The organism is Hymenobacter caeli, from assembly GCF_013294115.1.
Classification (GTDB): Bacteria; Bacteroidota; Bacteroidia; order Cytophagales; family Hymenobacteraceae; genus Hymenobacter; species Hymenobacter caeli.
Genome location: NZ_JABSNP010000004.1, coordinates 107,962 through 129,554 on the forward strand (window position 1 = coordinate 107,962; position 21,593 = coordinate 129,554).

Genomic DNA, 21,593 nt, shown 5'->3' on the forward strand with positions numbered 1-21,593 from the left:
GAAATGGCTTACCTGTTAGAAAAGTGGAATTGGTCGGAAGCTGATTTTGAGCAGATGGGCTGGCATGATGCCACCATTTATGCCATAGAATTTGGTAAAGACGTAAGCTTTGACCTCGACTATATTTTTGAGTGGGTACAGGCGGATAAGAATGAGTTTCTCTCATTTATGGTCGCACCTGTAACACTTATCTTTTGCGAGCCGACTGTTATCAAGTTTGACCTTGATTTTCAGTTTGGACAGCAAATCGAAATTGAGGATTTGCACCGGCGCACTTCGGCAATGGGCGACACGCAGTGGTGCTTGGAGACTCATCAGGGCGATATTAGTATCACTGCAAAAACCTTCCGCCAAATAGTGCGTCGTTTGCCAACGTTGCAAATCGGCCAGCAATTATTGCCAGAAGAACGTGGTAGTTCAAGCTTCAGCACTGTTCCAGAACTGGATTTTGTTGCGTCTAAAGAGGTGATGCGGTTAAAGGAGGTTGATTTTGCTTTGCGCCAGAAATCAACGGACATTCGGCGGTTGCATCGCCAACTTGAGATACTGCTGGAGCAACGGAGTACTGGTGTGTTGACGTTGAAGCAATACCTCTTGGAAAAACGGGAAATAGAGGGGAAAATTCGCTTCCTAACTGACGAACTCCGAGCCACGGACTGGCAGGCTACTCTGTAAATCGCTCCTACGCCAAGCGCTGAGGTCACTTCGCCAAAATCAGCTGGGTGCGGTGGTAATACAAGCTCAGAATAGCATGTAGTGGATAACTGCCACGCTACCTGCTCCGCGCTACTTTTGCCCACGCCATACTTCCCCCAAACCGCCATGAGCACCATGATTCAGTTCGTTGCCAACTACGACGACCTCTCCACTGATAAGGGCTACCAGTTCAAGTTTCATTGCGACAAGTGCCGCAACGGGTACATGTCGCGGTTTCAGCCCAACGCCATCGGCATTGCCGGGGGCTTGTTGCAGGCGGCCAGTAGCATCTTTGGGAGTTTGGGCGGAGCCGAAAACGCGGCTTACCACATCCAGCGGGCCATTGGGGGCAAGGCCCACGACGGGGCCCTGGAAACGGCCGTGGCCGAGGGCAAAACCTACTTCAAGCAGTGCACGCGCTGCGGCCACTGGGTGTGCCCCGACGTGTGCTGGAACGCCGGCGCCGGCCTCTGCGAAGACTGCGCCCCCGACGAGCAGGAGGAGCTGCGGGCCCAGCAGGCCCAGGCCACCCGCGAGCAAATCCAAACCAAAACCCGCGCCCAGGACTATACCCAAAACCTTGATTTCCTGGGCCGCACCCCGCTGGTGCAGTGCGCCAATTGCCAGGCCAAGCTGGCCGCCGGCCAGAAGTTCTGCCCCAGCTGCGGGGCCCCCAACGCCGCGGCCCAGGTGCCGGGGCGGTTTTGCACCGGCTGCGGCACGGGCCTGAAACCCGACCAGAAATTCTGCGCCGACTGCGGCGCGAAGAATTAGGTAGAATCGATAAACCGAGGCTTAGTGGCTTAGTGGCCTGTTGCCAGAGTTGTCGATGGAAGGCTTGAGTAACCTTAGCGGGGCGAACAACGCGCAAATTCGGGCCAAAGCCATGGCCCAGGTTTGCGCGTTGTTCGCCCCGCCGTTTTGGCCGATGTGGGCCGGCGCGTTGCTCCTCACGCCGGGCGCTGGGGCCGCTTCTCCAAAATCAGTTGGGTGCGGTAGTCGTACAGGCTCAGCTCCAGGCCTACGGGGTAGGTGTGGGGGTTGAGGAAGCGGCGCACGGCGGGGTCGAGGCTGGCCACTTCGCGCTGGGCCAAGGCGCGGCTTTCGGCCAGGGTGGGCAGCTCCAGCACGCGCTGGCCCTGGCGGAACACGGGCTCGAGCAGCTCGCGAAAGGGGGCCCCGGGGCGCACGGGGCGGCGGCGGGTGGCGTCGTTGGGGTCGACCAAGGTAAGGGTTTCGGGCAGGGGCGCGGCGGTGTTGTAGAGCATGTCGGCCCGCGGGCGGCCGTGGTCGTCGAGGTAGCGGCGCACCTGCAGGATGCCAGGGATGCTGGTTTTAGCGAGCTGCTCGCTGAGCTTGATGGTGAAGTCCCAGCCGGTGCCGTCGGCCGGGCGCAGGGCGGCCAGCTTGTACACGCCCCCCAGGGCCGCCTGGTTATAGGCCGTCACGAGCTGGGTGCCCACGCCCCAGGTGTCGATGCGGGCCCCCTGCTGCCGGAGGCTGGCGATGAGGTTTTCCTCCAAATCGTTGCTGGCCACGATGTGCACCTTATCAAAACCTGCTTCATCCAGCAGCGCCCGGGCCCCCCGGCTGAGGTAGGCCAGGTCGCCCGAATCGAGGCGGATGCCGCCCAATTCGTGGCCGTTCTGGCGCATCTGCCGGGCCACTTCGATGGCGTGGCGCACCCCGTCGAGCGTGTCGTAGGTATCGACCAGAAACACCGAGTCGTCGGGAAACGCCTGGGCGTAGGCCGCAAACGCTTTTTCCTCGTCGCCGAACGACATGACCCAGCTGTGGGCGTGGGTGCCGCGCACCGGAATGCCGTAGCGCTGGCCGGCCAGCACGTTGCTGGTGGCATTGGCCCCGCCGAGGTAAGCCGCCCGGCTGGCCCCCAGGCCCCCGTCGAAGCCCTGGGCGCGGCGCAGGCCGAACTCCAGCACCTGGTCGTCGGGCCCGGCGGCTTCGCGGATGCGGGCGGCCTTGGTGGCGATGAGCGTCTGGAAGTTGACGAGCGTGAGCAGGGCCGTTTCCACCAGCTGGGCCTGTAGCAGGGGCCCCTGGATGCGCAGCAGCGGCTCGTTGCCGAACACCACGGTGCCCTCGGGCACGGCGTCCACATTGCAGGTAAACTTCAAATCGCGCAGGTAGGCCAGGAAAGCGGGTGGGAACAGCGGGGTGCCCTGGCTGCCGCGCAGCCCGCCGAGGTAGGCCAGGTCGTCGTCTGAAAAGCGCAGGTGCTCGAGCCAGTCCACGGCCAGGGCCAGGCCGGCGGCCACCGCGTAGCCGCCCTGAAACGGGGCTTTGCGGAAGTAGAGGTGGAACACGGCCTCGCGGTCCTGCATCCCCTGCTGCCAGTAGCCGTAGGCCATCGTGAGCTGGTACAAATCGGTAACGAGGGCGAGCGACGGGCCGTACAGGCCGGAGAGCGGGGCGGAGTTCATGGCGGCAAAGGAAACAAAGTATTTGGCGCAGCTCGCACCGGCCCTACCTTATCCCTCACAATGAAAAAGCAAGCCGCCCCGAAACCTGCCTCCGCCCCGGCCCCGGTGGCCAAGGCTGTGCCCGCCCCCTGGCGCACGATTTTACGCCTGCCGTGGCGGCTGGGCCTGGCCACCGGGGCAGCCGGCCTGGCCGTGTGGCTGGCCCCCGCCGCCCTGGGGCCCCTGGCCCGCGCCGTGGCCGGCTGGGACGCCTTCGCGGCCGTGATGCTGGGCCTGATTCTGGTGAACATGCGCGTGGCCGACGTCGACGACATCCGCCAGGTGGCCGCCAGCGACGACCTGCCCCGCACCGCCGCTTCCTTCGTGGTCCTTGCCGGGGCCCTGGCCAGCCTCGTGGCCGTGGTGGGCCTGCTGGGCACGCTCAAAAACCTGCCCGAAGCCGCCAAAGCCCTGCACCTAGTGCTGGGCGTGGGGGCCGTGGCCCTGGCCTGGCTGCTGGTGCACTGCGTGTTCACGCTGCGCTACGCCCACAGCTACTACGACGCCGACGAGCAAGGCCACGACCAGGGCGGCCTGGTGTTTCCCGACGACGCGGGCAAGGACGACCAGGACAAGATGGAGCCCAACTACCTGGATTTTGCCTATTTCTCCTTCGTGGTGGGCATGACGGCCCAGACGGCCGATATCGGCATCAGCAACCGCGACATCCGCAAAATCGCCCTGTTGCACGGCCTCATTTCCTTCCTGTTCAACACGGCTATCGTGGCCCTCACCATCGGCACCATCGGCGGCGTGCTCAACTGAGCCAGGAACATTTTTCAAGCCCAAGCGCCCACCCCCTGACTGAATTAACTAATCAGCCCGCGGCTGATGGCCATTTTGATGAGGGCGGCGGTGTTCTTCGCGCGGGTTTTGCCGATGATGTTCTGGCGGTGGGTTTCGACGGTGCGCTTGCTGGTGAACAGCTTGTCGGCGATTTCGTTGTTGGTGAGGCCCTCCGCGATGAGCTTGAGCACCTCCAGCTCGCGGGCCGTGAGGTCGGCGATGGGCGTGCCGGCGACGTCTTCGCCGGGGGCCGCCGGGGTGGCCGGGGCCGCCGCCCCCAGGGCTTTGTAGAGCATGGCTAGCCCGATGTCGGTGCACAGAAACAGGTGCCCAGCGGCCACCGTGTGGATGGCGTGGGTGATTTCGCGAAACGAAGCGTTTTTCAGCACGTAGCCCAGGGCCCCGGCGGCCAGCATCCGGGCCACGTAGTGCTCGTTGTCGAGCATGGTCAGCACCAGCACTTTCAGGTTGGGGAAGCGTTGCCGCAGCTCGGGCATGGTGGCGAAGCCGTCGAGCACGGGCATGTTCACGTCCATTAGCACCACGTCGGCGGGGGTGGTGGCCAGCAGCGCCAGCAGCTCGGTGCCGTTGCCGGCCTCGCCCACCACGTCGAAGCCGGGCTCGGCGGCGAGCAGCGAGCGGAGGCCGTCGCGGAGAATGGCGTGGTCGTCGGCGAGTACGAGGCGGAGCATGGCGGGCGGTAAAAGTGAAAGAAACGCGGCCGGCAGCGGCCTACGCGGTGCGCTTGAGCCCCACGATGCCCACCAGGATGAGCCCGATGAACAGCACGTGCCAAGCGCTGAACGGCTCTTTCAGCACCAGCGTGTCCACCAATTTGATGCCGACCAGGGCCATGCCCATCCAGATGGCGAAGGCCGTGCCCGCCGGAATGGAATTCAGGGCCTTGGAAAAAAAGAACACGTTGGCCACCCCAAACGCCACGTAGCCGATGGCGGGCAGCAAGGTATAAATTCCGGCCGGGTCGGCGAAAAACTGCGACCAGTGGATGGCCCTGATTTTGGCCACGCTGGCGTACTTAAGGCTGTAGTTCCAGCACACCTCCATCACGGAAGCCAGGAACAGGTAGAACCAGGCGGAATTAACGAGCAAATTCAAGACGGGGTAGCGACGGGGCGGGAAGGTTCGGCCGAAGTAACGGCAACGGGCGCGGGGTTGTTGCCGGGGCGGCGGGCCACGGTCTCGGGGGCCCCGTCGGGCACGTCCCAGCCTTGCAGGGCCCGGGCGGCGGGCACGCGCCGGCCCAGCCAGCCCAGCAGCCGGAAGCGCACCCCGTGGTAGCCCCGGAACCAGGCCGACCGCTCGGCCAGGGCCGCCTCGTCGAAGCGGCGCACCGAAAAGGCGTGCTGCAAAAAGTAGTCCTTCGGAAACGCATAGGGCAGGCCCCAGCGCACGGGCTTGCGGCCCTCGGGCAGGTAAGCGGTGCCGAAAAGCCAGTCCCACACCGCAAACTTGGTCGAGAAGTTGGCGAAGTACACCTCCTCGTGGTCGGCGTGGTGCCAGAGGTGCATTTCGGGCCCGTTGATGACGTACTGGAGCTTGCCCGAGTGCACGTCCACGTTGGCGTGGATGTACATGCCCCACACGGCGTCAATCAGGGCCTTGATGGGCACCACAATCGGGTTGGCCCCCAGCAGGATGATGGGCGCAAACTCGATGGTTTGGTTGATGATAATTTCGACGGCGTGCGAGCGGGAGCCGGCCAGCCAGTCCACCTGCTTGCCTGAGTGGTGCGCCTCGTGGGTACGCCAGAAAAACGCGCTGTTGTGCTGGAAGCGGTGAAACCAGTAGATGTAGAAGTCGTGCGTAACGACGAAAAAGCCCACCTGCGCCGCCACCGGCCAGTCGCTCACCCAGTGGAACTGGGCCCCGAAGTGCCGGGCCAGCGGCGCGATGATGAACCCGAAAATCAGGATTTGCAGGAAGTAGCTCTGCACCAGTGTGTACCAGAACAAGTCGAGGAACAGCCCCTCGCGGAAGAACGGTAGGCCCTTGCGGTACGGGTACTTGCGCTCCAGCACCAGCAGCACCGCCACCGCCAGCAGCAGCAGCGGCGTGGTGATGGCCGTGGTGCGGCCCACGGCGTTGAGGCCGTGGTAAAAGTTGCTCAGCGTTTCCAGCATGGTTATTTAAGCTTTTAGCTGATGGCGGTTAGCTACCAGCCTACGGGTATTTTGGTCAAAAGTCAGGGCGGCCAGCGCCTGATTGGCTTTACGAAAGCGGGCCGCTCACTAAAAAAGCGAGCGGCCCGAATAGTTTCAACTCAACGGTATATTGTGGTTATCCGGCAAGCGCTTTCTCAGAAACAAGCCCGCAAAAAAAATCAGCAGCAAGCCATTGTGAACCAGCAAAAAAGCTAACAGCTAACAGCCAATGGCTAACAGCTAATTTAAGCGGCCGTCACCTCGCGGCGCAGGCGGCGCAGGGGCTCTTTCTCGCTCTCGTACACCACCTTCACGCCGTCGCCGAGGCCGGCTTCGGTGTCGCGGATGTCGCGCACCATCTTGGCCATGCCGCCGGGCTCCACGCTGGCCGCGTGGTCGGAGCCCCACATGGCGCGGTCGAGGGTGAAGTGGCGCTCCACGAACGTCGCGCCCAGGGCCACGGCCGTCACGGTGGTGCTCAGGCCGGTTTCGTGGCCCGAGTAGCCGATGGGCGTATTTGGGAATTGCGCCATCAGGGTTTGAATCATGCGCAGGTTCAGCTCGGCCGGGGGGCAGGGGTAGGCCGAAGTTGAGTGGGCAATCATCAGCTTATCGAGGCCCACGTAGGCCACGGCGTCGGTGATTTCGTTCTGGGTGCTCATGCCGGTGCTCAGCATCAGCGGGCGGCCGGTGGCCCGCACGCGGTCGAGCAGGGGCTTGTCGGTGAGCGAGGCCGACGCCATCTTGTAGAGCACGGGCTGGAATTGCTCCATGAAATCCACCGACGGCTCGTCCCAGCACGAGGCAAACCAGTCGATGCCCCGGGCCTTGCAGTAGTCGTCGATGGCGGTGTATTCCGGCTGGCCAAACTCGGTTTTGCGCTTGTAGTCGATGTAGCTCATGCGGCCCCAGGGGGTGTCGCGCTGCTTCTCCCACTGGTCTTTGGGCACGCACAGCTCGGGGGTGCGCTTCTGGAACTTCACGGCGTCGCAGCCGGCGCTCACGGCCGCATCAATCAGCTGGCGGGCAATGTCGAGCGAGCCGTTGTGGTTGATGCCTATTTCGGCGATGATGTAACAGGGCTGGCCAGGGCCAATGCTGCGGTTTTTCTTGATTTGTACGGTGCTCATGCCAAGCGGGTGGGGTGGGAGTGAAGCCAGGAGCTGGCCAAATAAGAGAAGTAATGATACGAAATAAGCAGAGCCGCGGGATTGTTCGGGGCCCCGGGGCCCCAGACGTGCGCCCAGCGGTTTTATTTTACCGGCTGGCGATAATAAACTCGGCCACTTCGCGGAAGCAGCCGTGCCCGCCCGCCGTTTCGCAGTGGAAGTCGGCCACGGCCCGCGCGAAGCGGGTGGCGTCGCCGGGGCAGGCGGCCAGGCCCACCAGCTTCAGAATTTCCACGTCGTTGGTGTCGTCGCCGATGAAGGCAATTTCCTCGGCCGTCAGGCCCGTGCGGGCCATAATCTCGTGCAGCCGCGCCGGCTTGTCCTTGATGCCCAGGTGCAGCTCGGTGATGCGCAGCTTATCGGCCCGCCGCTGCACCGAGCCCGACGTTTCGCCGGTCATGATGCCGGTGTCCACGCCCACGGCCCGCAGGCGCTCCACGCCCATGCCGTCGCGGATGCTGAAGCGCTTCATCTCCTCGCCGCGCTCGGAGTAGTACACGCCGTTGTCGGTGAGCACGCCGTCGCAGTCGGTCAGCAACAGTTTGATGCGCCGGGCGCGGGCTTGCAGTTCGGTTAGGTTCACTAAGGGGAGAGTTGAAGGGCTGTAGCGCGGACCTTGTAGTCCGCGTTTTTGAACGGTTGTATAAGGGAAATCGGCAGGACGAAGCGAGAGCCGCGGACTACAAAGTCCGCGCTACAAGTCGTGGTACAGTGCTAAATGGCCGTCCAGCCGCCGTCCACCACCAGGTTGGCGCCGGTCATGTAGGCCGAGGCTTCGGAGGCCAGGAACACCACGGCGCCCTGGTAATCGGTGACGGCGGCCATGCGGCCCAGAGGCGTTTTGGCGCTGTACTGCTTCACGAAAAAGGCGTCCTGGCTGTTCTCCACGCCGCCCGGCGAGAGCGTGTTTACCCGCACGCCCTGGGGGCCCCAGTAGGCCGCCAGGTAGCGGGTGAAGTTCACCACCGCGCCCTTGGTCATGGGGTAAGAGGGTGACTTATAGAAGGTTTGCTCGCCGGCCTCGTTGCGGTAGATGCTCTGGTCGGGCCCCACAATGCCGTAGGTGCTGGCCACGTTGATGATGGAGCCACTGCCCTGCACGGCCATCGGCGTGCCGAAGACCTGCGCCGCCAGGAAAATCCCCGTCACGTTCACCTCCAGCACTTGCTGGAAGGTGGCGAGCGGGAAGTTCTCGAACTTGCTGAGGTCGGCGGCCAGCGCCGGGTTCTCGAACATGTCGTTGATGGCCGCGTTGTTCACCAGCACGTCGATGTGCCCAAACTGCTTGATAATCTGGTCGCGCGCCGCGGCCAGCGACTCAGGCTTGGTTACGTCCACGGCCAGCGGCAGGTGGGGGCCCCCGGGCAAGCCGGCCGCCACCGCTTCCGCTGCGGCCTGGTTGATGTCGGCCACCACCACGTTGGCACTGGCGGCGGCCAGCGCCGCGCAGTGCTGCCGGCCAATGAGGCCGCACGCGCCGGTGACGATGGCCGTTTTGTTGGTAAGGTCGAAGAGGGTCATGCAGTTGTATCGTCCTGGCGGGGGCCTCACCCCCTAGCCCCCTCTCCAAAAGAGAGGGGGAACTAGCTTCTAGTTTTTAGGGCTAGAATTAGGGCTAGAATGAAATGAGGCCGCGCTCACTACGTAAAAAACTATGAGCTAAAACTAGAAACTAGTTCCCCCTCTCTTTTGGAGAGGGGGCTAGGGGGTGAGGTTCCTTCAGGGGCCCCTACTTCGCCTTCACCGGCGCGGCGTTGGTCACCTTGCGGAACACGGCTTCCACCGGCTCGCCGTGGAGGCGGGCGGCTACGTCGCCGGCTTCGATGGCCTCTTTCAGCAACGGGAGCACCTCGGCGTACATGGCCAGGGCGTGGGCCACGTCGGCGTCGGTGTGCGAGAAGCACATGTTGTGGAAACCGCCCCACATGATGCCGCGCTTGAACAGCTCCTGCTGCACGTAGGCCTTCACTTCCAGGGGGTTGCCGGCGCTGGCGTCGAAGGTGACGATACTGCGGCAGTCGTAGCCGTAACACTTGGTGTACTGGCTCAGGCCGAGGTCGACGGCGATTTTGTTGTAGCCGACTTTCAGCTTATTGCCCTGCTCGGCGAGGCGGGCGGGCACGTTCTTTTCGCGCATCTCGGCGATGGTGGCCATGGCCGCCGCTAGGCTCAGGGCCTCGCCGCCGAACGTGGTGAAGAAGAACACGTCCTGCTCGAAGAGCTGCATCACGTCGCGGCGGCCGGTGAGCAGCGAAATCGGCATCCCGTTGGCAAACGCCTTCGAGAACACCGCCAGGTCGGCCTTGATGCCGAAGTGCTCCTGGGCCCCGCCCACGGCGATGCGGAAGCCGGTCCACATCTCGTCGAAAATCAGCAGCGTGCCGTTCTCCTTGCAGAGGCGGGCTACTTCGTGCAGGAAGTTGTCCTTGGGCTCGTCAAAAATGAAGGGCTCCAGAATGACGCAGGCCACGTCGGGCGTCAGCAATTGCTTAAACGAATCGAGGTTGTTGTACTCGAAGGCGTCCACCAAGTCCTTGCTTTCCTGGGGGATGCCTTTGTCGCGGCTCGTGGTGCCGATGTACCAGTCGTGCCAGCCGTGGTAGCCGCAGCACAGCACGTGGGGCCGCCCCGTGAAGGCGCGCGCCACCCGCACCGCCGCCGAGCACACGTCGGCCCCGGTTTTGCTGATGCGGATGCTCTCGGCGTTGGGGATAACCTCGTGGATAAGTTCGGCAAACTGCACTTCCAGCTCGTGCATCATCGAAAACGTGATGCCGTCTTCGAGCTGCGCCCGGATGGCGTCGTCCACCCGCGGGTAGGCGTAGCCCAGCGAGATGGGGCCGATACCCATCTGGAAATCAAGGTACTCGTTGCCGTCCACGTCCCAGACGTGGGCGCCCTTGCCGCGCTTCACGTACTTGGGGGCCCCGCCCTTGGTGTACTGCCCGGGGCCCTTGGCCAGGGTCTGGGTCACCGGCGTCATAATGGAAGTGGCGCGGGCGTACAGCGCATCCGACTCGGTGAAATCGGGGTAGTTAGCGTTGGAAGAAACGGTGTTGGGCATGGCTATTTCAGGATTGTTTATAATGGAACGTAGAGACGCGACACTTCGCGTCTCGGCCGCTGCACGGTTGGCCAAAGCGCCGTTCAACGATTGAGCATGGTTGGCCAAAGCGCCGTGCAACGATTGAATCGTTCAACGATTGAGACGCCAAGTGTGGCGTCTCTACTCGGCAAATTGGTTTTCCACCACTGCCGTTTTGGTGGTGATGGCGGCGGGGTTGGCGCCCAGCTTTTCGGCGATGCGGCGGGCAATGTGCTGGCCGGTGAAGCCTTCGTATTCGAGCACTTCGCTCAGCAGGCCGGGCTTGTACCACCGCTCGTTCAAGGCGATGGGCAGCACCTTGGCCGTCAGCTCATTCTTCAGCAGCACCTCGGCCAGGATGGAGTAGAGGCCGCCGGTCTGGAAGTGGTCTTCCAGCGTCACGACCAGGCCGCCGGCCTGCACTACTTGCAGCAGCGCGGCCTCGTCCACGGGCTTGAGGGTGCGCATGTTGATGAGGCCCACCGACTTGCCCTGGGCTTCGAGCAGCTCGCGGGCGATGAGGGCCTGCTCGAACAGCATGCCGTAGACGAGGATGGTGGCGTCGGTGCCGGTGGCCACTACTTCGGCCTTGCCCATCTCGAAGGGGGCGTGCTGGTAGGTGCCGGGGCGGGTGTTGATGCGCACGTAGGCCGGGCTGGGCGAGGCCCAAATCTGGGGCAGCATGCCCAGCATGTCGGCCTCGTCGGCGGGGGCGAAAACGGTCATGCCCGGGATGCCGCGCATCAGGGCCACGTCCTCGATGGCCTGGTGGGTGGGGCCGTTGCCATCCGACAAAAAGCCGGGCACGAAGCTGCTGATTTTTACTGGCAGCTGGCCGATGCCCACGTCGGTGCGGATGAACTCAAACGCCCTGAGCGTGAGGAAGGTGGCCAGCGCGTGCACCACCGGGATGCGCCCGCGCAGGGCCAGCCCGGCCGCCGCCCCGATCAGGGTTTGCTCGGTGATGCCGGTGTCGATGAATCGGGGCCCCAGCACGGCCGGCAGGTTGCGGATGAGGGCGCGGTTTTCGGCCGTCATCACGATGAGGCGGTCGTCGGCCAGGGCCGTTTCTTTAATTAATTCTTCGTAGATCACAGATTATGCAGATTAAAAGGTGATTTCGCAGATGCAGACGAAGCGAGAGAAGCAGGGAGCAGCACCGGAGCGAAAGAGCCATTTGTGGCCCCTGGGGTGCTGTTTAAATCTGCGAAATCTGCTTAAATCTGCATAATCAGCGATTATCGGACCGTCAGGGTTTCGCTCGTTAGCGTGGTAGATTCCTGGCTGTGCAGCTCCTTCAGCAGCTCCACTACTTCATCGGCGGAGAAGTTGCAGAACCAGCGGTCGGCGCGGGCCTCGATGCTGGGCAGGCCGCGGCCGCGCACCGTGTCGCAGATGATGACGGAGGGCCGGTCGGCGGCGAAGGGCAGGGCCCCGAAGGCGGCTTCGAGCTGCGCGAAGTCGTGGCCGTCGATGCGCTGCACGGCCCAGCCGAAGGCCTCGAATTTGGGCCCCAGGGGCTCCAGCGGAATCAGGTCTTCGGTGGCCACGTTGGCCTGGAAGTGGTTGCGGTCCACGACCAGCGTGAAGTTGCTGAGCTTGTGGGCGGCGGCCACCAGCACGGTTTCCCACACGGAGCCCTCGTTCAGCTCGCCGTCGCCGGTGATGACGATGGTGTGGTTTTTCAGGCCCCGCATCCGGTTGTCGAGCGCCACGCCCAGGCCCACGGAGGGCAGGTGGCCCAGCGAGCCCGAATGAAACTCGACGCCCGGCACCGCGCGGTTGGGGTGCCAGTAGATGCTGTCGTTGGCCTTCAAGTGGTTGGCCAGGCGCTCTTTGGGCATGAAGCCCAGCTCGGCGAACGTGCCGTAGAGGGCCGGCACGTCGTGGCCCTTGCTCAGGAACAGGAAGTCGCGGTCGGGCGCGTCCACCGTGGCGGGGCTGATGTTCAGGAAGTCGGCGTAGAGGTACACCAGCAGGTCGGCGCAGCTCAGCGAAGCGCCGGTGAAGCAGCCGCCGTCGGTGCTCAGGCGCACGATGTGCTCGCGCACGCGCAGGGCCAGGGCTTTCAGTTCGTCTTGTTTTTCGGAGGTCATTCTTTTGGCTATTAGCTGTTGGCTATTAGCTGTTAGCTTTTGGCGACTGGCTTCTTTGAAAGAAGCTAATGGCTAGTCGCTAATAGCTAACAGCTTAGATACGCTTGGTTTGCCCAGCGGCCACGGTTTTTAGCTCGTCCAGGTGGTTGCGGTACCAGTTCACGCCGGCCAGGCTGGCGTTGAGGGCGTAAATGTCTGGCCTTTGCTTTAATAAAGTTAGAATGTCGGCCAAACCGAAGGCTGGATTGGCCGAATACAGCGCCTCAAACACGGCCTTAATAAATTCATAATCCTCGCGGTAGTCAATTGTGAAGCGGTGCGACATGGAGTAGTCGAGCCCGGTTTCCCAGGCTACGTTGGCGAGGCGGAAGCGGCCGGGGTTTTCCCAGAAGAAGGGCGTGGTGTGCTCGCGCTCCAAGGGGCGGCGGGCCTCGCGCCAGGCCGTGGCCAGGGCCCCCAGGGGCACCACCTCCACGTCGTTGCCGTCGGGGTAGGTGGCGGGGTGCAGGTTGCTTACGAAGTCAAACTGCCCGGCGGTAGCTATATAATAGGCCAGCACGCGGTCAATCACGGCGGGGTCGATGAGGGGGCAGTCGGACGGGATTTTCACCACCGCATCCACCGGCCCGAAGGCCAGCGCCGCCTGGTAGTGGCGGTCGAGCAGGTCGGTGGGCGAGCCGCGGAACACGTTGAGGCCGTGGGCCTCGCACATGGCCACTAAGGCGTCGTCGGCCGCGTCGGTGGTGGTGGCCACCACGATTTGGCCGGCCAGCCGGGCCAGTTGCACGCGCTGCACCATGCGCACGAGCAGGGGCTGGCCGGCCAGCGGCAGGCTGACTTTATCGGGAAGGCGCGAGGAGCCGCGGCGGGCCTGGACGACGGTGAGGATGTTCACGAACGGGCGGTTTGGGCCTGCGGAACGGCCGCGGCGGCGGTGGGGACCCCGGCGGCGGTGCCGGCAAAATCTTCGGGCCGGTACTGCTTCAGGAACGCCGGGCCGCTGCCCGCAAAGCCGGCGTAGCGGCGGCACACGTCGGCAATGCGGCGGGCCGAGGTGCCGTGGTTTTGCCAGGGCAGCTTGCGCTTCAGGTCGGCCAGGTCGAAGTACGAATGCACCGGGATGCCCAGCGCCAGGCCCACGAAGGCCACCGTGCTGTACTGCGTTATCAGCTCGGCGCAGTTGGCAATCATCTCCTCGGTGTTGCCCTCGGTGTAGATGCGCGTGCCGGCGGGGGCCCAGCGCTGCACCTCGGCGGTGGCGCGGGCCATGTTTTCGTTGGGGTGAAACTTGAAAAACAGGGGCCGGCCGGCGGCGATGCGCACGGCCTCGCGGATGAAGCGCTTGCGGTTGTCGGGCCGGTAGGTTTCTCGCATGTCGGTGGTGGCCACCAGCACGTAGCCGCGGTGCGGGAAGGCGTTGCGGCGCAGCTGCTCCACGTCGTCGAAGTTGGGGATGCCGGTCACCACGAGCTTGCCCGCGTCCACGCCCACCCGCCGGAAGTGCTCGGCGTAGCCCTCCGACGCCACGCAGTACACGTCGCAGCAGTTGTTCATCCCGTTCAGGGCCGTGCTGATGGTGAGGATGGGGTAGCGGGTGAAGCGCTTGACCAGGCGGGCCCACAGGTTGAGCGGGTCGGTCATGCCCTCCTGCACGAACACCGACTTGGTGGTGGCCAGCAGGTTCCAGGGCACGATGATGTCGGAGCAGCACACGATTAGGTCGTAGGCGTTACCGTACACACGGGCCTCGAAGTCGTTGGGCAGGCCGTGGGCGGCCAGGTAGCGGTCGGCTTTTTCCTTGATGTGGCCCGTGACGATGGTGCCCTTCAACAGATTGGCCCAGAGCAGGAACTCGTAGAAGCGGCGCTGCCAGCCGTCGTAGTACAGCTGGCTGTAGTAAGCGTCGAACTCGTCGCCGAGCAGCTCGGCGACGCGGTGCATCTGGGTGGTTTGGTTGGGCGAACCGATGAGAAACAGTACTTTTTTGCGCGTCATACGGCAAGGGCGGGAAAGCGGCGGCGGGCGGGCCCCAAAGCTACGGCGGGTTGCGGCAGCGCGTCATTCGGCCCGCTGCCCTGCGAAGACGCCCCTTTTTCCCGGCCCGGCCTTTCCCCTACAGATTCAACCCCGGCGCAGCGGCAACGCGGGCAACTTGAACACGTCGCGCAGGGCCCGGCGGGCGGCGTGGTAGCCGCACATGCCGTGCACGCCCCCGCCGGGCGGCGTGGCCGACGAGCACAGGTAGAGCCCCGGCCGCGAGGTGCGGTAGGGCGAGGCCCGCAGGGCCGGCCGCGTGAACAGCTGCGTGATGTCCAGCCGGCCCCCGTTGATGTCGCCGCCCACGCAGTTGGGGTTGAGGGCCTCCAGCTGGGCCGGGTCGAAGGTGTGGCGGCCGACGATGCGGTCGCGGAAGCCGGGGGCGAAGCGCTCCACCTGCGCCTCGATGGCGGCCGTCCGGTCCACCCGCGAGCCGTTGGGCACGTGGCAGTAGGCCCAGGCCGTGTGCCGGCCGGCGGGGGCCCGGGTGGCGTCGAAGCGGCTGGGCTGGGCCAGCAGCACAAAGGGCCGCGCCGGGTGCTGGCCCCGCGCCGTGGCCCGCTCGCCGGCGGCAATTTCTTCCAGCGTGCCGCCCAGGTGCAGCGTGCCGGCTCGGGCGCAGTCGGGGGCCGCGAACGGAATCGGCCCGTCCAGGGCCCAATCCACCTTGAACGCGCCCATGCCGTAGCGGTAGCGCCCCAGCTGCCAGCGGTAGATGCTGGAGAGGCTGTGCCCGGCAATCTGGAGCAGCTGCGCGGGCGTCACGTCGAAGAGCACGGCCCGCGCCGGGGGCAGCTGCGCCAGCGAGGCGACGAAGGTGCCCGTTTCCACTTGGCCGCCCAGGGCCCGGAAGTGCGCCACCAGCGCGTCGGCAATGGCCTGCGCGCCGCCTAGGGGCAGCGGCCAGCCGGCGCGGTGGGCCGCGATGAGCAGCACCAGTCCGGCCGCCGACGTGGCCAGCTTATTCAGCGGCAGCATGCTGTGGGCGGCGGCCCCGGCCAGCAGGCCCCGCGCCGCCGGGCCCCGGAAGCGGCGGGCCAGCACCGTGGCCGGCAGCAGGGCCGACAGCCCAAACCGGGCCATTGGCAGCGGGTGCCGGGGCCAGCCCAGGGGCCCCAGCACGTCGGGGGCAATGCCCGGCCAGTCGGCCACCAGCGGCTCCAGCAAGCGGCGGTAAGCGCCCGCGTCGGGCCCCAGCTGGCGGGCGGTGTCGGCCAGCGAGCCCGTGGCCGCGGCGGCCGTGCCGTCGTCGAAGGGGTGGGCCACGGCCACCGGCGGCGTGATGAACCGGAGGCCGTAGCTGGCCAGCGGCAGGGTTTGGAAAAACGGCGAGGCCACCGCCAGCGGGTGAATGGCCGAGCCGAGGTCGTGGCGGAAGCCGGGCAGCGTCAGCTCGGCCGTGCGCAGGCCGCCGCCCAGCTGCGGGCTGCCTTCGAGCAGCAGCACCGCCAGGCCGGCCTGTTGCAGCACGATGGCCGCCGCCAGCCCGTTGGGCCCCGAGCCGACCACCACGGCGTCAAAATTTGAGTTGCTCATGCCAAAAGAAGCGCTGGTTTGGCGGGCATTTGGGGCCGGCGCGGGCGCGGCGCATATACGGCCAGGCTCGGGGAAACGCCCGAATCGGGGGCGCGGGCCCCGCCGCCGGCAAGGTGTAGAATTTTGGCTTATATGAAATATCAATGAATAACCGGCACTTTTTCCGCGACAGGCTTCGTTATGCGTACTTCAAAACCCGCCTTTTATTGGTGCGGGTTCATCCTTTCACCAAACCCCAGCTATTTTGAAAAAGCAACTCATCCTCCTTGCCCTGTTCATCGCCGCCGGTAGCTACTCGGCCAGTGCGCAAACCACCACGACCACGACCCAGCAGACCACCGCGCCCGCCACTCCCCCCGCCCCGGCCATGACGCCGGCCCCGGCCATGACCCCGGACGCGACTCCCGCCGCTACCACTACCACCACCGAATCGACCACCACCGCCACGGACCCCTCCAAAACCATGACCGTGCCCGTCGGTGCCAAGGTGAAAGGCAACCGCAAGAAGATAAAAGTGAAGCCGCAGAACTAGCTTCTCCGACTGCGAAAAAGCCCCGCCGCAAGCACTTGCGGCGGGGCTTTTTGATGGGGTGAGAGGCTATGCGAACGGATATAAAAGGGGCCATCATGCCGAGCGCAGCCGAGGCCTGACGGCCTGTGCGGAATGGGCGCTTAATGCAGCAGGGCCCCGAGCTGCGCCACCAGCACGGGCACGCTCAGGGCCCCCATGATGGCCACCACCGCCCAGCCGGCGGCCAGCATCCAGCGGGGGTGGCGGTAGGGGCCCATGAGGCGGGGGCGGGTGGCGGCCACCAGCACGATGCCCAGCGCGATGGGCAAAATCAGCCCGTTCACGGCCCCGGCCAGCACCAGCAGCTGCGCGGGCTTGCCGACGAGCACGAAAATACCCGTTGAGAGCACGATAAAAACCGAGATGCAGGCCCGCTCGTGGCGGGCGAAAACGGGGTGGAACGTCTTGAAAAACGACACCGACGTGTAGGCCGCGCCCACCACCGACGAGATGGCCGCGCTCCACAGAATGACGCCGAAAATGCGGAAACCTACTTCGCCCGCCGCCGAGCGGAACACGCCCGCCGCGGGGTTGTCAGCGTCGAGCACGGCCCCGCGGCTGAGCACGCCCACGATGGCCAGGAACAGCACGAACCGCATGACCGTGGAAATAACAATGCCGCTGACGGCGCTGCGCGTCACCGCATCCTGTTGAGCCGGCCCCTTAATGCCCGCATCAAGCAGCCGGTGGGCCCCCGAAAACGTGATGTAGCCGCCCACCGTGCCGCCCACGATGGTGACGATGGCCGCCGCGCTGACGTGGGCCGGCAGCAGCGTGTGGTGCAGCGCCAGCAGCAGGGGCGGGTGCGCGCTGAAGGCAATGCCGAGCGTGAGCAGAATTTTGACCGTGCCGAGGATTTTGGTGAAGCCGTCGAGCATTTTGCCGATTTCCTGCACCCAAAACAGGGTCAGGGCCACCGCGCAGCTCGCCAGGGCCCCGTGCGCGTAGCTCATGCCCGTGAGCACGTTCAGGCCCAGCCCGCAGCCGGCAATGTTGGCAATGTTGAAGGCGAAGCCGCCCAGGATAACCAGGGCCGCCAGCCCGTAGCCCAGCCCCGGCAGCAGTCGGTTGGCCAGGTCCTGGGCCCGCAACTCGCTCACGGTAAGGATTCGCCAGGTATTGAGCTGGGCCCCCACGTCGAGCACCACCGACACCAGAATCACGAACCCGAAGCTGGTGAGCAGCTGCTGGGTGAACACCGTCGTCTGCGTCAGAAACCCCGGCCCGATGGACGAGTTGGCCATCAGAAACGCCGCCCCCAGGCTGGCCCCGCCGAACCACCGCTTGCCCGCCCCCATCAGCGCGCGCCGCTGAAATCGGCCCCCAGGCGCACCCCCGCCTCGCGCAGGGCCCCGTGCAGCCGCTGGGCAAATTCCACGGCGTGGGCCCCGTCGCCGTGCAGGCACACCGTATCGGCCCGGATGGCCACGTCGGGGCCCTGCTGGCTGCGCACCTGGCCCGTGCGCACCATCCGCAGCACCTGGGCCACGGCCGCGTCGGCGTCGGTTACCAGGGCGTCGGGCTGGCGGCGCGGGGTGAGGGTACCGTTGGCCTGGTAGGTGCGGTCGGCGAATACTTCGTGGGCGGTTTTCAGGCCCAGCCGCTCGCCGGCCCGGGTTAATTCGCTGCCCGCCAGGCCGTAGAGCACCAGCTCGGGCTGCACCCGGTGCACGGCTTCGGCAATGGCCTGGGCGAGGGCGGCGTTGGTGGCGGCCATGTTGTAGAGGGCCCCGTGGGGCTTGAGGTGGTGCAGCCGCCCGCCCTCGGCCCGGGCCACGGCCCCCAGGGCCCCCAGCTGGTAGACCACCATGTCAAAGGCCTCTTCGGGCGAAATATCCATATTACGCCGCCCAAACCCCACCAAATCGGGCAGCCCCGGGTGCACCCCCAGGGCCACGTGGTGGCTGAGCGCGGCGCGCACGGTTTGCCGCATCACGCCCGGGTCGCCGGCGTGGAAGCCGCAGGCAATGTTGGCCGACGTGACGAAGGGCAGCACGGCCGCGTCCTGGCCCAGGGTCCAGGCCCCGAAGCTCTCGCCCATGTCGCAGTTCAGGTCAACGGAGTACGTCATTGAAACAAAGTGAAAAGAACGCCAACTAAAAAACGGTCATGCGGAGCGCAGCGGAGCATGACCGTTTTACTTGCTTCCACCCAATGCTTTGAAAGCAATGGCCCCCGGCAACGCCCTGATGGCGCGCTCCTGCGCAAGGTACAGCGCCTGGGCCTCGGCCAGTGAAACTTCCTGAAAGCGCAGCGCCTGGCCCGGCCGTGCCTGCGCCAGGGCCCCAAAATCGGCGGTGATGACCTGCGCCAGGCGTGGGTAGCCGCCGGTGGTTTGGCGGTCGGCGAGCAGCACGATGGCCTGGCCGTCGGCCGGCACCTGCACGGTGCCGAAGGTGACGGCACTCGACAGCAACTCGGTTGCCGTCAGCCGGGCCAGGTCCGGGCCTTGCAGCCGGTAGCCCATGCGGTCGGCCGCCGCCGTCACCACAAACGGCTGCTGCCAGAAGGCCTGCTGGCTGCCGGCCGAAAACTGCTCGTATTCCGGCCCGCGCACGGCGCGGACGACGGGGTGCGGCCGGGGCACGGGGCAGAGCCGGGGCCCCACCGTCCAGCGGGCCTGGGCCCACCGGCTGCCCGCCAGCGCCTGGCCCAGGCGCTGGCCCACCGCGCTGGGGGCCCCCACGGGCAGCTCGTCGCCGGCCCGCAGCGCCCGGCCGTGCAGCCCGCCCAGGCCGGCGCGCAGGTAGGTGGCGCGGCTGCCCAGCACCGGGGCCACGGCCAGGCCGCCCGCCACCGCCAGGTAGGCCCGGCCGCCCGCCACGGGGGCCCCAAAGGCCAGCTCCGCGCCGGCCGGGGCCCACACGGGCCGGTTCATTTCCACCGGCTGGCCGTCGAGGGTGGGCGAGAGGCGCGCGCCCGTGAGCGCAAACAGGTGGCCGGCGGCGAAGCGCAGGCGGGGGCCCTGGAGAGTAATTTCCAGGCCCGCCGCGCCGTCGGCGTTGCCCACCAGCAGGTTGGCCACGCGCAGGGCCGGGGCATCCATTGCGCCGCCCACCACCATGCCGATGTGCTGGTAGCCGGGCCGGCCCAGGTCTTGCACGGTGGTGAGCAGGCCGGGGCGCAAAATACTAAGGCTCATGCTGCTGGGTGCGGGCGTACTCCGCCGCGCTGACGGGCACGAAGCGCAAGGTTTGGCCCGCGTGCAGCCGGCTGGGGCCGGCCCAGGCGGGGTTGAACAACTGGAGCGGCGTGCGGCCGATGAGCTGCCAGCCGCCGGGCGTGGGCAAGGAGTAGATGCCGGTTTGGGCCCCCGCGATGCCCACCGCGCCGGCCGGCACCAGCGGGCGCGGCCGGGCCTTGCGGGGCGTGGCCAGGCCCGCGTCCAGCCCGCCCAAGTAGGGGAAGCCGGGCGCGAAGCCAACCATGTACACCAGGTAGTCGGGGGCGGTGTGCCGGGCAATTACCTCGGCGGCCGAGAGGCCGGTGTGGCGGGCCACGAAGGCCAAATCCGGTCCAAATTCTCCACCATAACAGACCGGGATTTCCACCGAATCGGCGGCGGTGGCGGCGGCTGGGGGCCCTGCGGCGGGTAGCATTTCGCGCAGCGTCTGCGCCACTGTTTCGTACGGTTGGTGCCGGCCGCCGGCGCTCACCAGCCACGGGTCGTAGTACACGGTGAGGGTGGTGAAGGCGGGCACGCATTCGCGCAGGCCCACGAACGGGTGCGCCGCCAGGTAGGCGTCGAACGCCTGAACGGCGCGGTGCGTGGCCGGGCTGATGCCCGCGCCGAACTGCACCACCATGGCCGCGTCGCCCAGCGGAAACAACTGCACGGGCAGCGCGGGCGGCGGACAGGCTTGGTTCATGCGGGGGGCTGGGCGACCACCTGGCCGGCCCGTAAACATAGCGGGAGTGGAGCCGTGGTGCCCCGCCCCCGGTTGCGGCTGCTGCCGAAAGGGCAATTTTAGGGTTTGGTCAGCGTGCCGTCGGCGTTGAAAAGCACGTCCTGGGCCCGGCCGTTTTTGGTTACTTCGGCCTCGTACACGGTGGCCCCATCGGCCCGCACGATGGCGGCCGCTTCGTTGATTTTGTGGGTGCGGTAGCTGCGGGCCAGGGCGGCGCGCACGGCGGCCGGCAGCTGGGCGGGTGCTACGCCGGTTTCGGTTTCCAGCAGTTTCCCGGCGGGGGTGATGACGGCCGACATCGTTCGGCCGTTCATTTTAAAGCCGGCCTCGTAGTTGCCGCCTTCCTGCTCCCAGGTGGTGGCCCGCACGGTCGGAAACCTGGCTTTGAACGTGGCGCGGGCCGCGGCGGGTACCCGGGCGGAGGGCAGCCTTTGGGCGCGGGCCGGGCCAGCGGCCGCCAGCGCCATGGCGGCGGCAATCAACAGAGGCTTCATGGGCAGTTAGGGGCAAATAAATGAAAATACTCCCGAAGCTATTGCCTGATGTTGTGGATTCTCTGTGGTTTAGGTAAACATCGCACCTCCTGGTGGGTCATTCAGCGGGCCGGCCGGATAACGTCCTGAAGCCGCCCCAATCAGGCGGGTTTTAACCCCATTAAGTTATTGACTACCCTCGAATAAGTTATTGACTACCCTCGAAATAATCAACCGGTACGGGGCCACTGCCCGCCGAAAAATTGCACGCAGCCCGGACGCGGGGATTGTGTCTTTATAGCCAGATAGCCATCACCTTTCATTTCCCAAACAATGAAAATTGCCCTAACCCTACTGGTTGGCCTGGCCTTGGTGAGCCTGCGGCTCCCCGCCCGTGCCCAAACGGCCCCGGCCGCCGGGCCCCGCCCCAAAGTGACCGGCGCGGCCGCCCGCGAGCCTGGCGCGTACCAGGGCCCGCACGTGGTGAAAGATACCAAGGCATTGGGCCAGAAGTTCATCCAGCACAGCCGCCCCACCGACGGCCCCGTATCGGCCAAGGTTCTGCCCCGTCCAAAATAGGGCCCCGCCGGGCCT

General features: G+C 65.7%; 24 protein-coding genes. 6 read left to right on the top strand and 18 right to left on the bottom strand.

Annotated elements, in window-relative coordinates:
• Positions 1-3: 3 nt before the first annotated feature.
• Positions 4-675 (top strand): hypothetical protein, encoded by a 672-nt coding sequence (locus HNP98_RS05750; RefSeq protein ID WP_173809089.1) that lies wholly within the window; start codon positions 4-6, stop codon positions 673-675.
• A 117-nt stretch (positions 676-792) separates the two neighbouring features.
• On the top strand, positions 793-1,470 hold the full coding sequence (locus HNP98_RS05755) for a zinc ribbon domain-containing protein (protein WP_217425662.1): 678 nt from the start codon (positions 793-795) through the stop codon (positions 1,468-1,470).
• Between the two features lie 176 nt (positions 1,471-1,646).
• Here the strand turns inward: HNP98_RS05755 and HNP98_RS05760 are convergent, their stop codons facing one another.
• Entirely contained in the window at positions 1,647-3,137 is a 1,491-nt protein-coding gene (locus HNP98_RS05760; protein ID WP_173809090.1) for a nicotinate phosphoribosyltransferase, read from the bottom strand.
• Between the two features lie 60 nt (positions 3,138-3,197).
• Here HNP98_RS05760 and HNP98_RS05765 point away from each other — a divergent pair, with 60 nt between their 5' ends.
• Positions 3,198-3,941 carry a DUF1345 domain-containing protein gene (locus tag HNP98_RS05765; RefSeq protein ID WP_173809091.1) on the top strand — a complete coding sequence of 248 codons (744 nt, stop codon included), beginning with the start codon at positions 3,198-3,200 and terminating at the stop codon, positions 3,939-3,941.
• A 44-nt stretch (positions 3,942-3,985) separates the two neighbouring features.
• On the opposite strand, the gene HNP98_RS05770 is transcribed toward HNP98_RS05765, so the two are convergent.
• Genes HNP98_RS05770 through HNP98_RS05780 form a run of 3 tightly spaced genes read right to left on the bottom strand, consistent with a single transcriptional unit; the run spans position 3,986 to position 6,103 of the window.
• Positions 3,986-4,654, bottom strand: coding sequence for a response regulator (locus HNP98_RS05770; RefSeq protein ID WP_173809092.1), 669 nt, complete (start codon positions 4,652-4,654; stop codon positions 3,986-3,988).
• A gap of 40 nt (positions 4,655-4,694) precedes the next feature.
• A complete protein-coding gene (locus HNP98_RS05775) occupies positions 4,695-5,072 on the bottom strand; it encodes a DMT family transporter (RefSeq protein WP_173809093.1) in 378 nt (125 codons plus the stop codon).
• 2 nt (positions 5,073-5,074) lie between these two features.
• On the bottom strand, positions 5,075-6,103 hold the full coding sequence (locus HNP98_RS05780; protein ID WP_173809094.1) for a sterol desaturase family protein: 1,029 nt from the start codon (positions 6,101-6,103) through the stop codon (positions 5,075-5,077).
• A gap of 21 nt (positions 6,104-6,124) precedes the next feature.
• Here HNP98_RS05780 and HNP98_RS05785 point away from each other — a divergent pair, with 21 nt between their 5' ends.
• Positions 6,125-6,340: a hypothetical protein gene (locus HNP98_RS05785; RefSeq protein WP_173809095.1), complete on the top strand. Its 216-nt coding sequence runs from the start codon at positions 6,125-6,127 to the stop codon at positions 6,338-6,340.
• 29 nt (positions 6,341-6,369) lie between these two features.
• On the opposite strand, the gene HNP98_RS05790 is transcribed toward HNP98_RS05785, so the two are convergent.
• The 9 genes from HNP98_RS05790 to HNP98_RS05830 form a co-directional block, all read right to left on the bottom strand.
• Complete coding sequence (locus HNP98_RS05790; RefSeq protein WP_173809096.1) at positions 6,370-7,254, bottom strand: N-acetylneuraminate synthase family protein; 885 nt, start codon at positions 7,252-7,254, stop codon at positions 6,370-6,372.
• A 127-nt stretch (positions 7,255-7,381) separates the two neighbouring features.
• Positions 7,382-7,876: a KdsC family phosphatase gene (locus HNP98_RS05795; RefSeq protein ID WP_173809097.1), complete on the bottom strand. Its 495-nt coding sequence runs from the start codon at positions 7,874-7,876 to the stop codon at positions 7,382-7,384.
• A gap of 131 nt (positions 7,877-8,007) precedes the next feature.
• Positions 8,008-8,814 (bottom strand): SDR family oxidoreductase, encoded by an 807-nt coding sequence (locus HNP98_RS05800; RefSeq protein ID WP_173809098.1) that lies wholly within the window; start codon positions 8,812-8,814, stop codon positions 8,008-8,010.
• Between the two features lie 208 nt (positions 8,815-9,022).
• On the bottom strand, positions 9,023-10,357 hold the full coding sequence (locus HNP98_RS05805) for an aminotransferase class III-fold pyridoxal phosphate-dependent enzyme (protein ID WP_173809099.1): 1,335 nt from the start codon (positions 10,355-10,357) through the stop codon (positions 9,023-9,025).
• Positions 10,358-10,519: 162 nt separating this feature from the next.
• Complete coding sequence (locus tag HNP98_RS05810; RefSeq protein WP_173809100.1) at positions 10,520-11,473, bottom strand: transketolase family protein; 954 nt, start codon at positions 11,471-11,473, stop codon at positions 10,520-10,522.
• A gap of 143 nt (positions 11,474-11,616) precedes the next feature.
• Positions 11,617-12,474: a transketolase gene (locus HNP98_RS05815; RefSeq protein ID WP_173809101.1), complete on the bottom strand. Its 858-nt coding sequence runs from the start codon at positions 12,472-12,474 to the stop codon at positions 11,617-11,619.
• 94 nt (positions 12,475-12,568) lie between these two features.
• Positions 12,569-13,369, bottom strand: coding sequence for a cytidylyltransferase domain-containing protein (locus tag HNP98_RS05820; protein WP_173809102.1), 801 nt, complete (start codon positions 13,367-13,369; stop codon positions 12,569-12,571).
• Positions 13,366-14,469: a hypothetical protein gene (locus HNP98_RS21810; RefSeq protein WP_173809103.1), complete on the bottom strand. Its 1,104-nt coding sequence runs from the start codon at positions 14,467-14,469 to the stop codon at positions 13,366-13,368. Before HNP98_RS21810 ends, HNP98_RS05820 begins: the two co-directional genes overlap by 4 nt.
• Positions 14,470-14,595: 126 nt before the next feature.
• Complete coding sequence (locus HNP98_RS05830; RefSeq protein WP_173809104.1) at positions 14,596-16,047, bottom strand: phytoene desaturase family protein; 1,452 nt, start codon at positions 16,045-16,047, stop codon at positions 14,596-14,598.
• 244 nt (positions 16,048-16,291) lie between these two features.
• Between HNP98_RS05830 and HNP98_RS05835 the strand changes: the two genes are divergently transcribed.
• On the top strand, positions 16,292-16,579 hold the full coding sequence (locus HNP98_RS05835) for a hypothetical protein (protein ID WP_173809105.1): 288 nt from the start codon (positions 16,292-16,294) through the stop codon (positions 16,577-16,579).
• A 140-nt stretch (positions 16,580-16,719) separates the two neighbouring features.
• Here the strand turns inward: HNP98_RS05835 and HNP98_RS05840 are convergent, their stop codons facing one another.
• The 5 genes from HNP98_RS05840 to HNP98_RS05860 form a co-directional block, all read right to left on the bottom strand.
• Positions 16,720-17,916 carry an NRAMP family divalent metal transporter gene (locus HNP98_RS05840; protein WP_173809106.1) on the bottom strand — a complete coding sequence of 399 codons (1,197 nt, stop codon included), beginning with the start codon at positions 17,914-17,916 and terminating at the stop codon, positions 16,720-16,722.
• Entirely contained in the window at positions 17,916-18,689 is a 774-nt protein-coding gene (locus HNP98_RS05845) for a LamB/YcsF family protein (RefSeq protein ID WP_173809107.1), read from the bottom strand. The genes HNP98_RS05840 and HNP98_RS05845 overlap by 1 nt, the downstream gene beginning before the upstream one ends.
• Positions 18,690-18,755: 66 nt before the next feature.
• Positions 18,756-19,760: a 5-oxoprolinase subunit C family protein gene (locus HNP98_RS05850; RefSeq protein ID WP_173809108.1), complete on the bottom strand. Its 1,005-nt coding sequence runs from the start codon at positions 19,758-19,760 to the stop codon at positions 18,756-18,758.
• Positions 19,750-20,487: a 5-oxoprolinase subunit PxpB gene (gene pxpB / locus HNP98_RS05855; RefSeq protein ID WP_173809109.1), complete on the bottom strand. Its 738-nt coding sequence runs from the start codon at positions 20,485-20,487 to the stop codon at positions 19,750-19,752. Before pxpB ends, HNP98_RS05850 begins: the two co-directional genes overlap by 11 nt.
• Before the next feature lie 98 nt (positions 20,488-20,585).
• Positions 20,586-21,020, bottom strand: a complete 435-nt coding sequence (locus HNP98_RS05860) for a PepSY-like domain-containing protein (RefSeq protein WP_173809110.1) — start codon at positions 21,018-21,020, stop codon at positions 20,586-20,588.
• A gap of 312 nt (positions 21,021-21,332) precedes the next feature.
• Here HNP98_RS05860 and HNP98_RS05865 point away from each other — a divergent pair, with 312 nt between their 5' ends.
• The gene (locus tag HNP98_RS05865) at positions 21,333-21,578 is read left to right on the top strand and encodes a hypothetical protein (protein WP_173809111.1); all 246 of its coding nucleotides are present in this window, start codon (positions 21,333-21,335) and stop codon (positions 21,576-21,578) included.
• Positions 21,579-21,593 lie beyond the last annotated feature (15 nt).

Bases quoted from the DNA above. Each gene is read 5' to 3' on its own strand.
- HNP98_RS05815 (WP_173809101.1), bottom strand. From the start codon at position 12,474: ATGACCTCCGAAAAACAAGACGAACTGAAAGCCCTGGCCCTGCGCGTG.
- HNP98_RS05765 (WP_173809091.1), top strand. From the start codon at position 3,198: ATGAAAAAGCAAGCCGCCCCGAAACCTGCCTCCGCCCCGGCCCCGGTG.
- HNP98_RS05800 (WP_173809098.1), bottom strand. From the start codon at position 8,814: ATGACCCTCTTCGACCTTACCAACAAAACGGCCATCGTCACCGGCGCG.
- HNP98_RS05790 (WP_173809096.1), bottom strand. From the start codon at position 7,254: ATGAGCACCGTACAAATCAAGAAAAACCGCAGCATTGGCCCTGGCCAG.
- HNP98_RS05830 (WP_173809104.1), bottom strand. From the start codon at position 16,047: ATGAGCAACTCAAATTTTGACGCCGTGGTGGTCGGCTCGGGGCCCAAC.
- HNP98_RS05785 (WP_173809095.1), top strand. From the start codon at position 6,125: ATGGCGGTTAGCTACCAGCCTACGGGTATTTTGGTCAAAAGTCAGGGC.
- HNP98_RS05805 (WP_173809099.1), bottom strand. From the start codon at position 10,357: ATGCCCAACACCGTTTCTTCCAACGCTAACTACCCCGATTTCACCGAG.
- HNP98_RS05840 (WP_173809106.1), bottom strand. From the start codon at position 17,916: ATGGGGGCGGGCAAGCGGTGGTTCGGCGGGGCCAGCCTGGGGGCGGCG.
- HNP98_RS05865 (WP_173809111.1), top strand. From the start codon at position 21,333: ATGAAAATTGCCCTAACCCTACTGGTTGGCCTGGCCTTGGTGAGCCTG.
- HNP98_RS05845 (WP_173809107.1), bottom strand. From the start codon at position 18,689: ATGACGTACTCCGTTGACCTGAACTGCGACATGGGCGAGAGCTTCGGG.
- HNP98_RS05850 (WP_173809108.1), bottom strand. From the start codon at position 19,760: ATGAGCCTTAGTATTTTGCGCCCCGGCCTGCTCACCACCGTGCAAGAC.
- HNP98_RS21810 (WP_173809103.1), bottom strand. From the start codon at position 14,469: ATGACGCGCAAAAAAGTACTGTTTCTCATCGGTTCGCCCAACCAAACC.
- HNP98_RS05770 (WP_173809092.1), bottom strand. From the start codon at position 4,654: ATGCTCCGCCTCGTACTCGCCGACGACCACGCCATTCTCCGCGACGGC.
- HNP98_RS05760 (WP_173809090.1), bottom strand. From the start codon at position 3,137: ATGAACTCCGCCCCGCTCTCCGGCCTGTACGGCCCGTCGCTCGCCCTC.
- HNP98_RS05780 (WP_173809094.1), bottom strand. From the start codon at position 6,103: ATGCTGGAAACGCTGAGCAACTTTTACCACGGCCTCAACGCCGTGGGC.
- HNP98_RS05860 (WP_173809110.1), bottom strand. From the start codon at position 21,020: ATGAAGCCTCTGTTGATTGCCGCCGCCATGGCGCTGGCGGCCGCTGGC.
- pxpB (WP_173809109.1), bottom strand. From the start codon at position 20,487: ATGAACCAAGCCTGTCCGCCGCCCGCGCTGCCCGTGCAGTTGTTTCCG.
- HNP98_RS05750 (WP_173809089.1), top strand. From the start codon at position 4: ATGGCTTACCTGTTAGAAAAGTGGAATTGGTCGGAAGCTGATTTTGAG.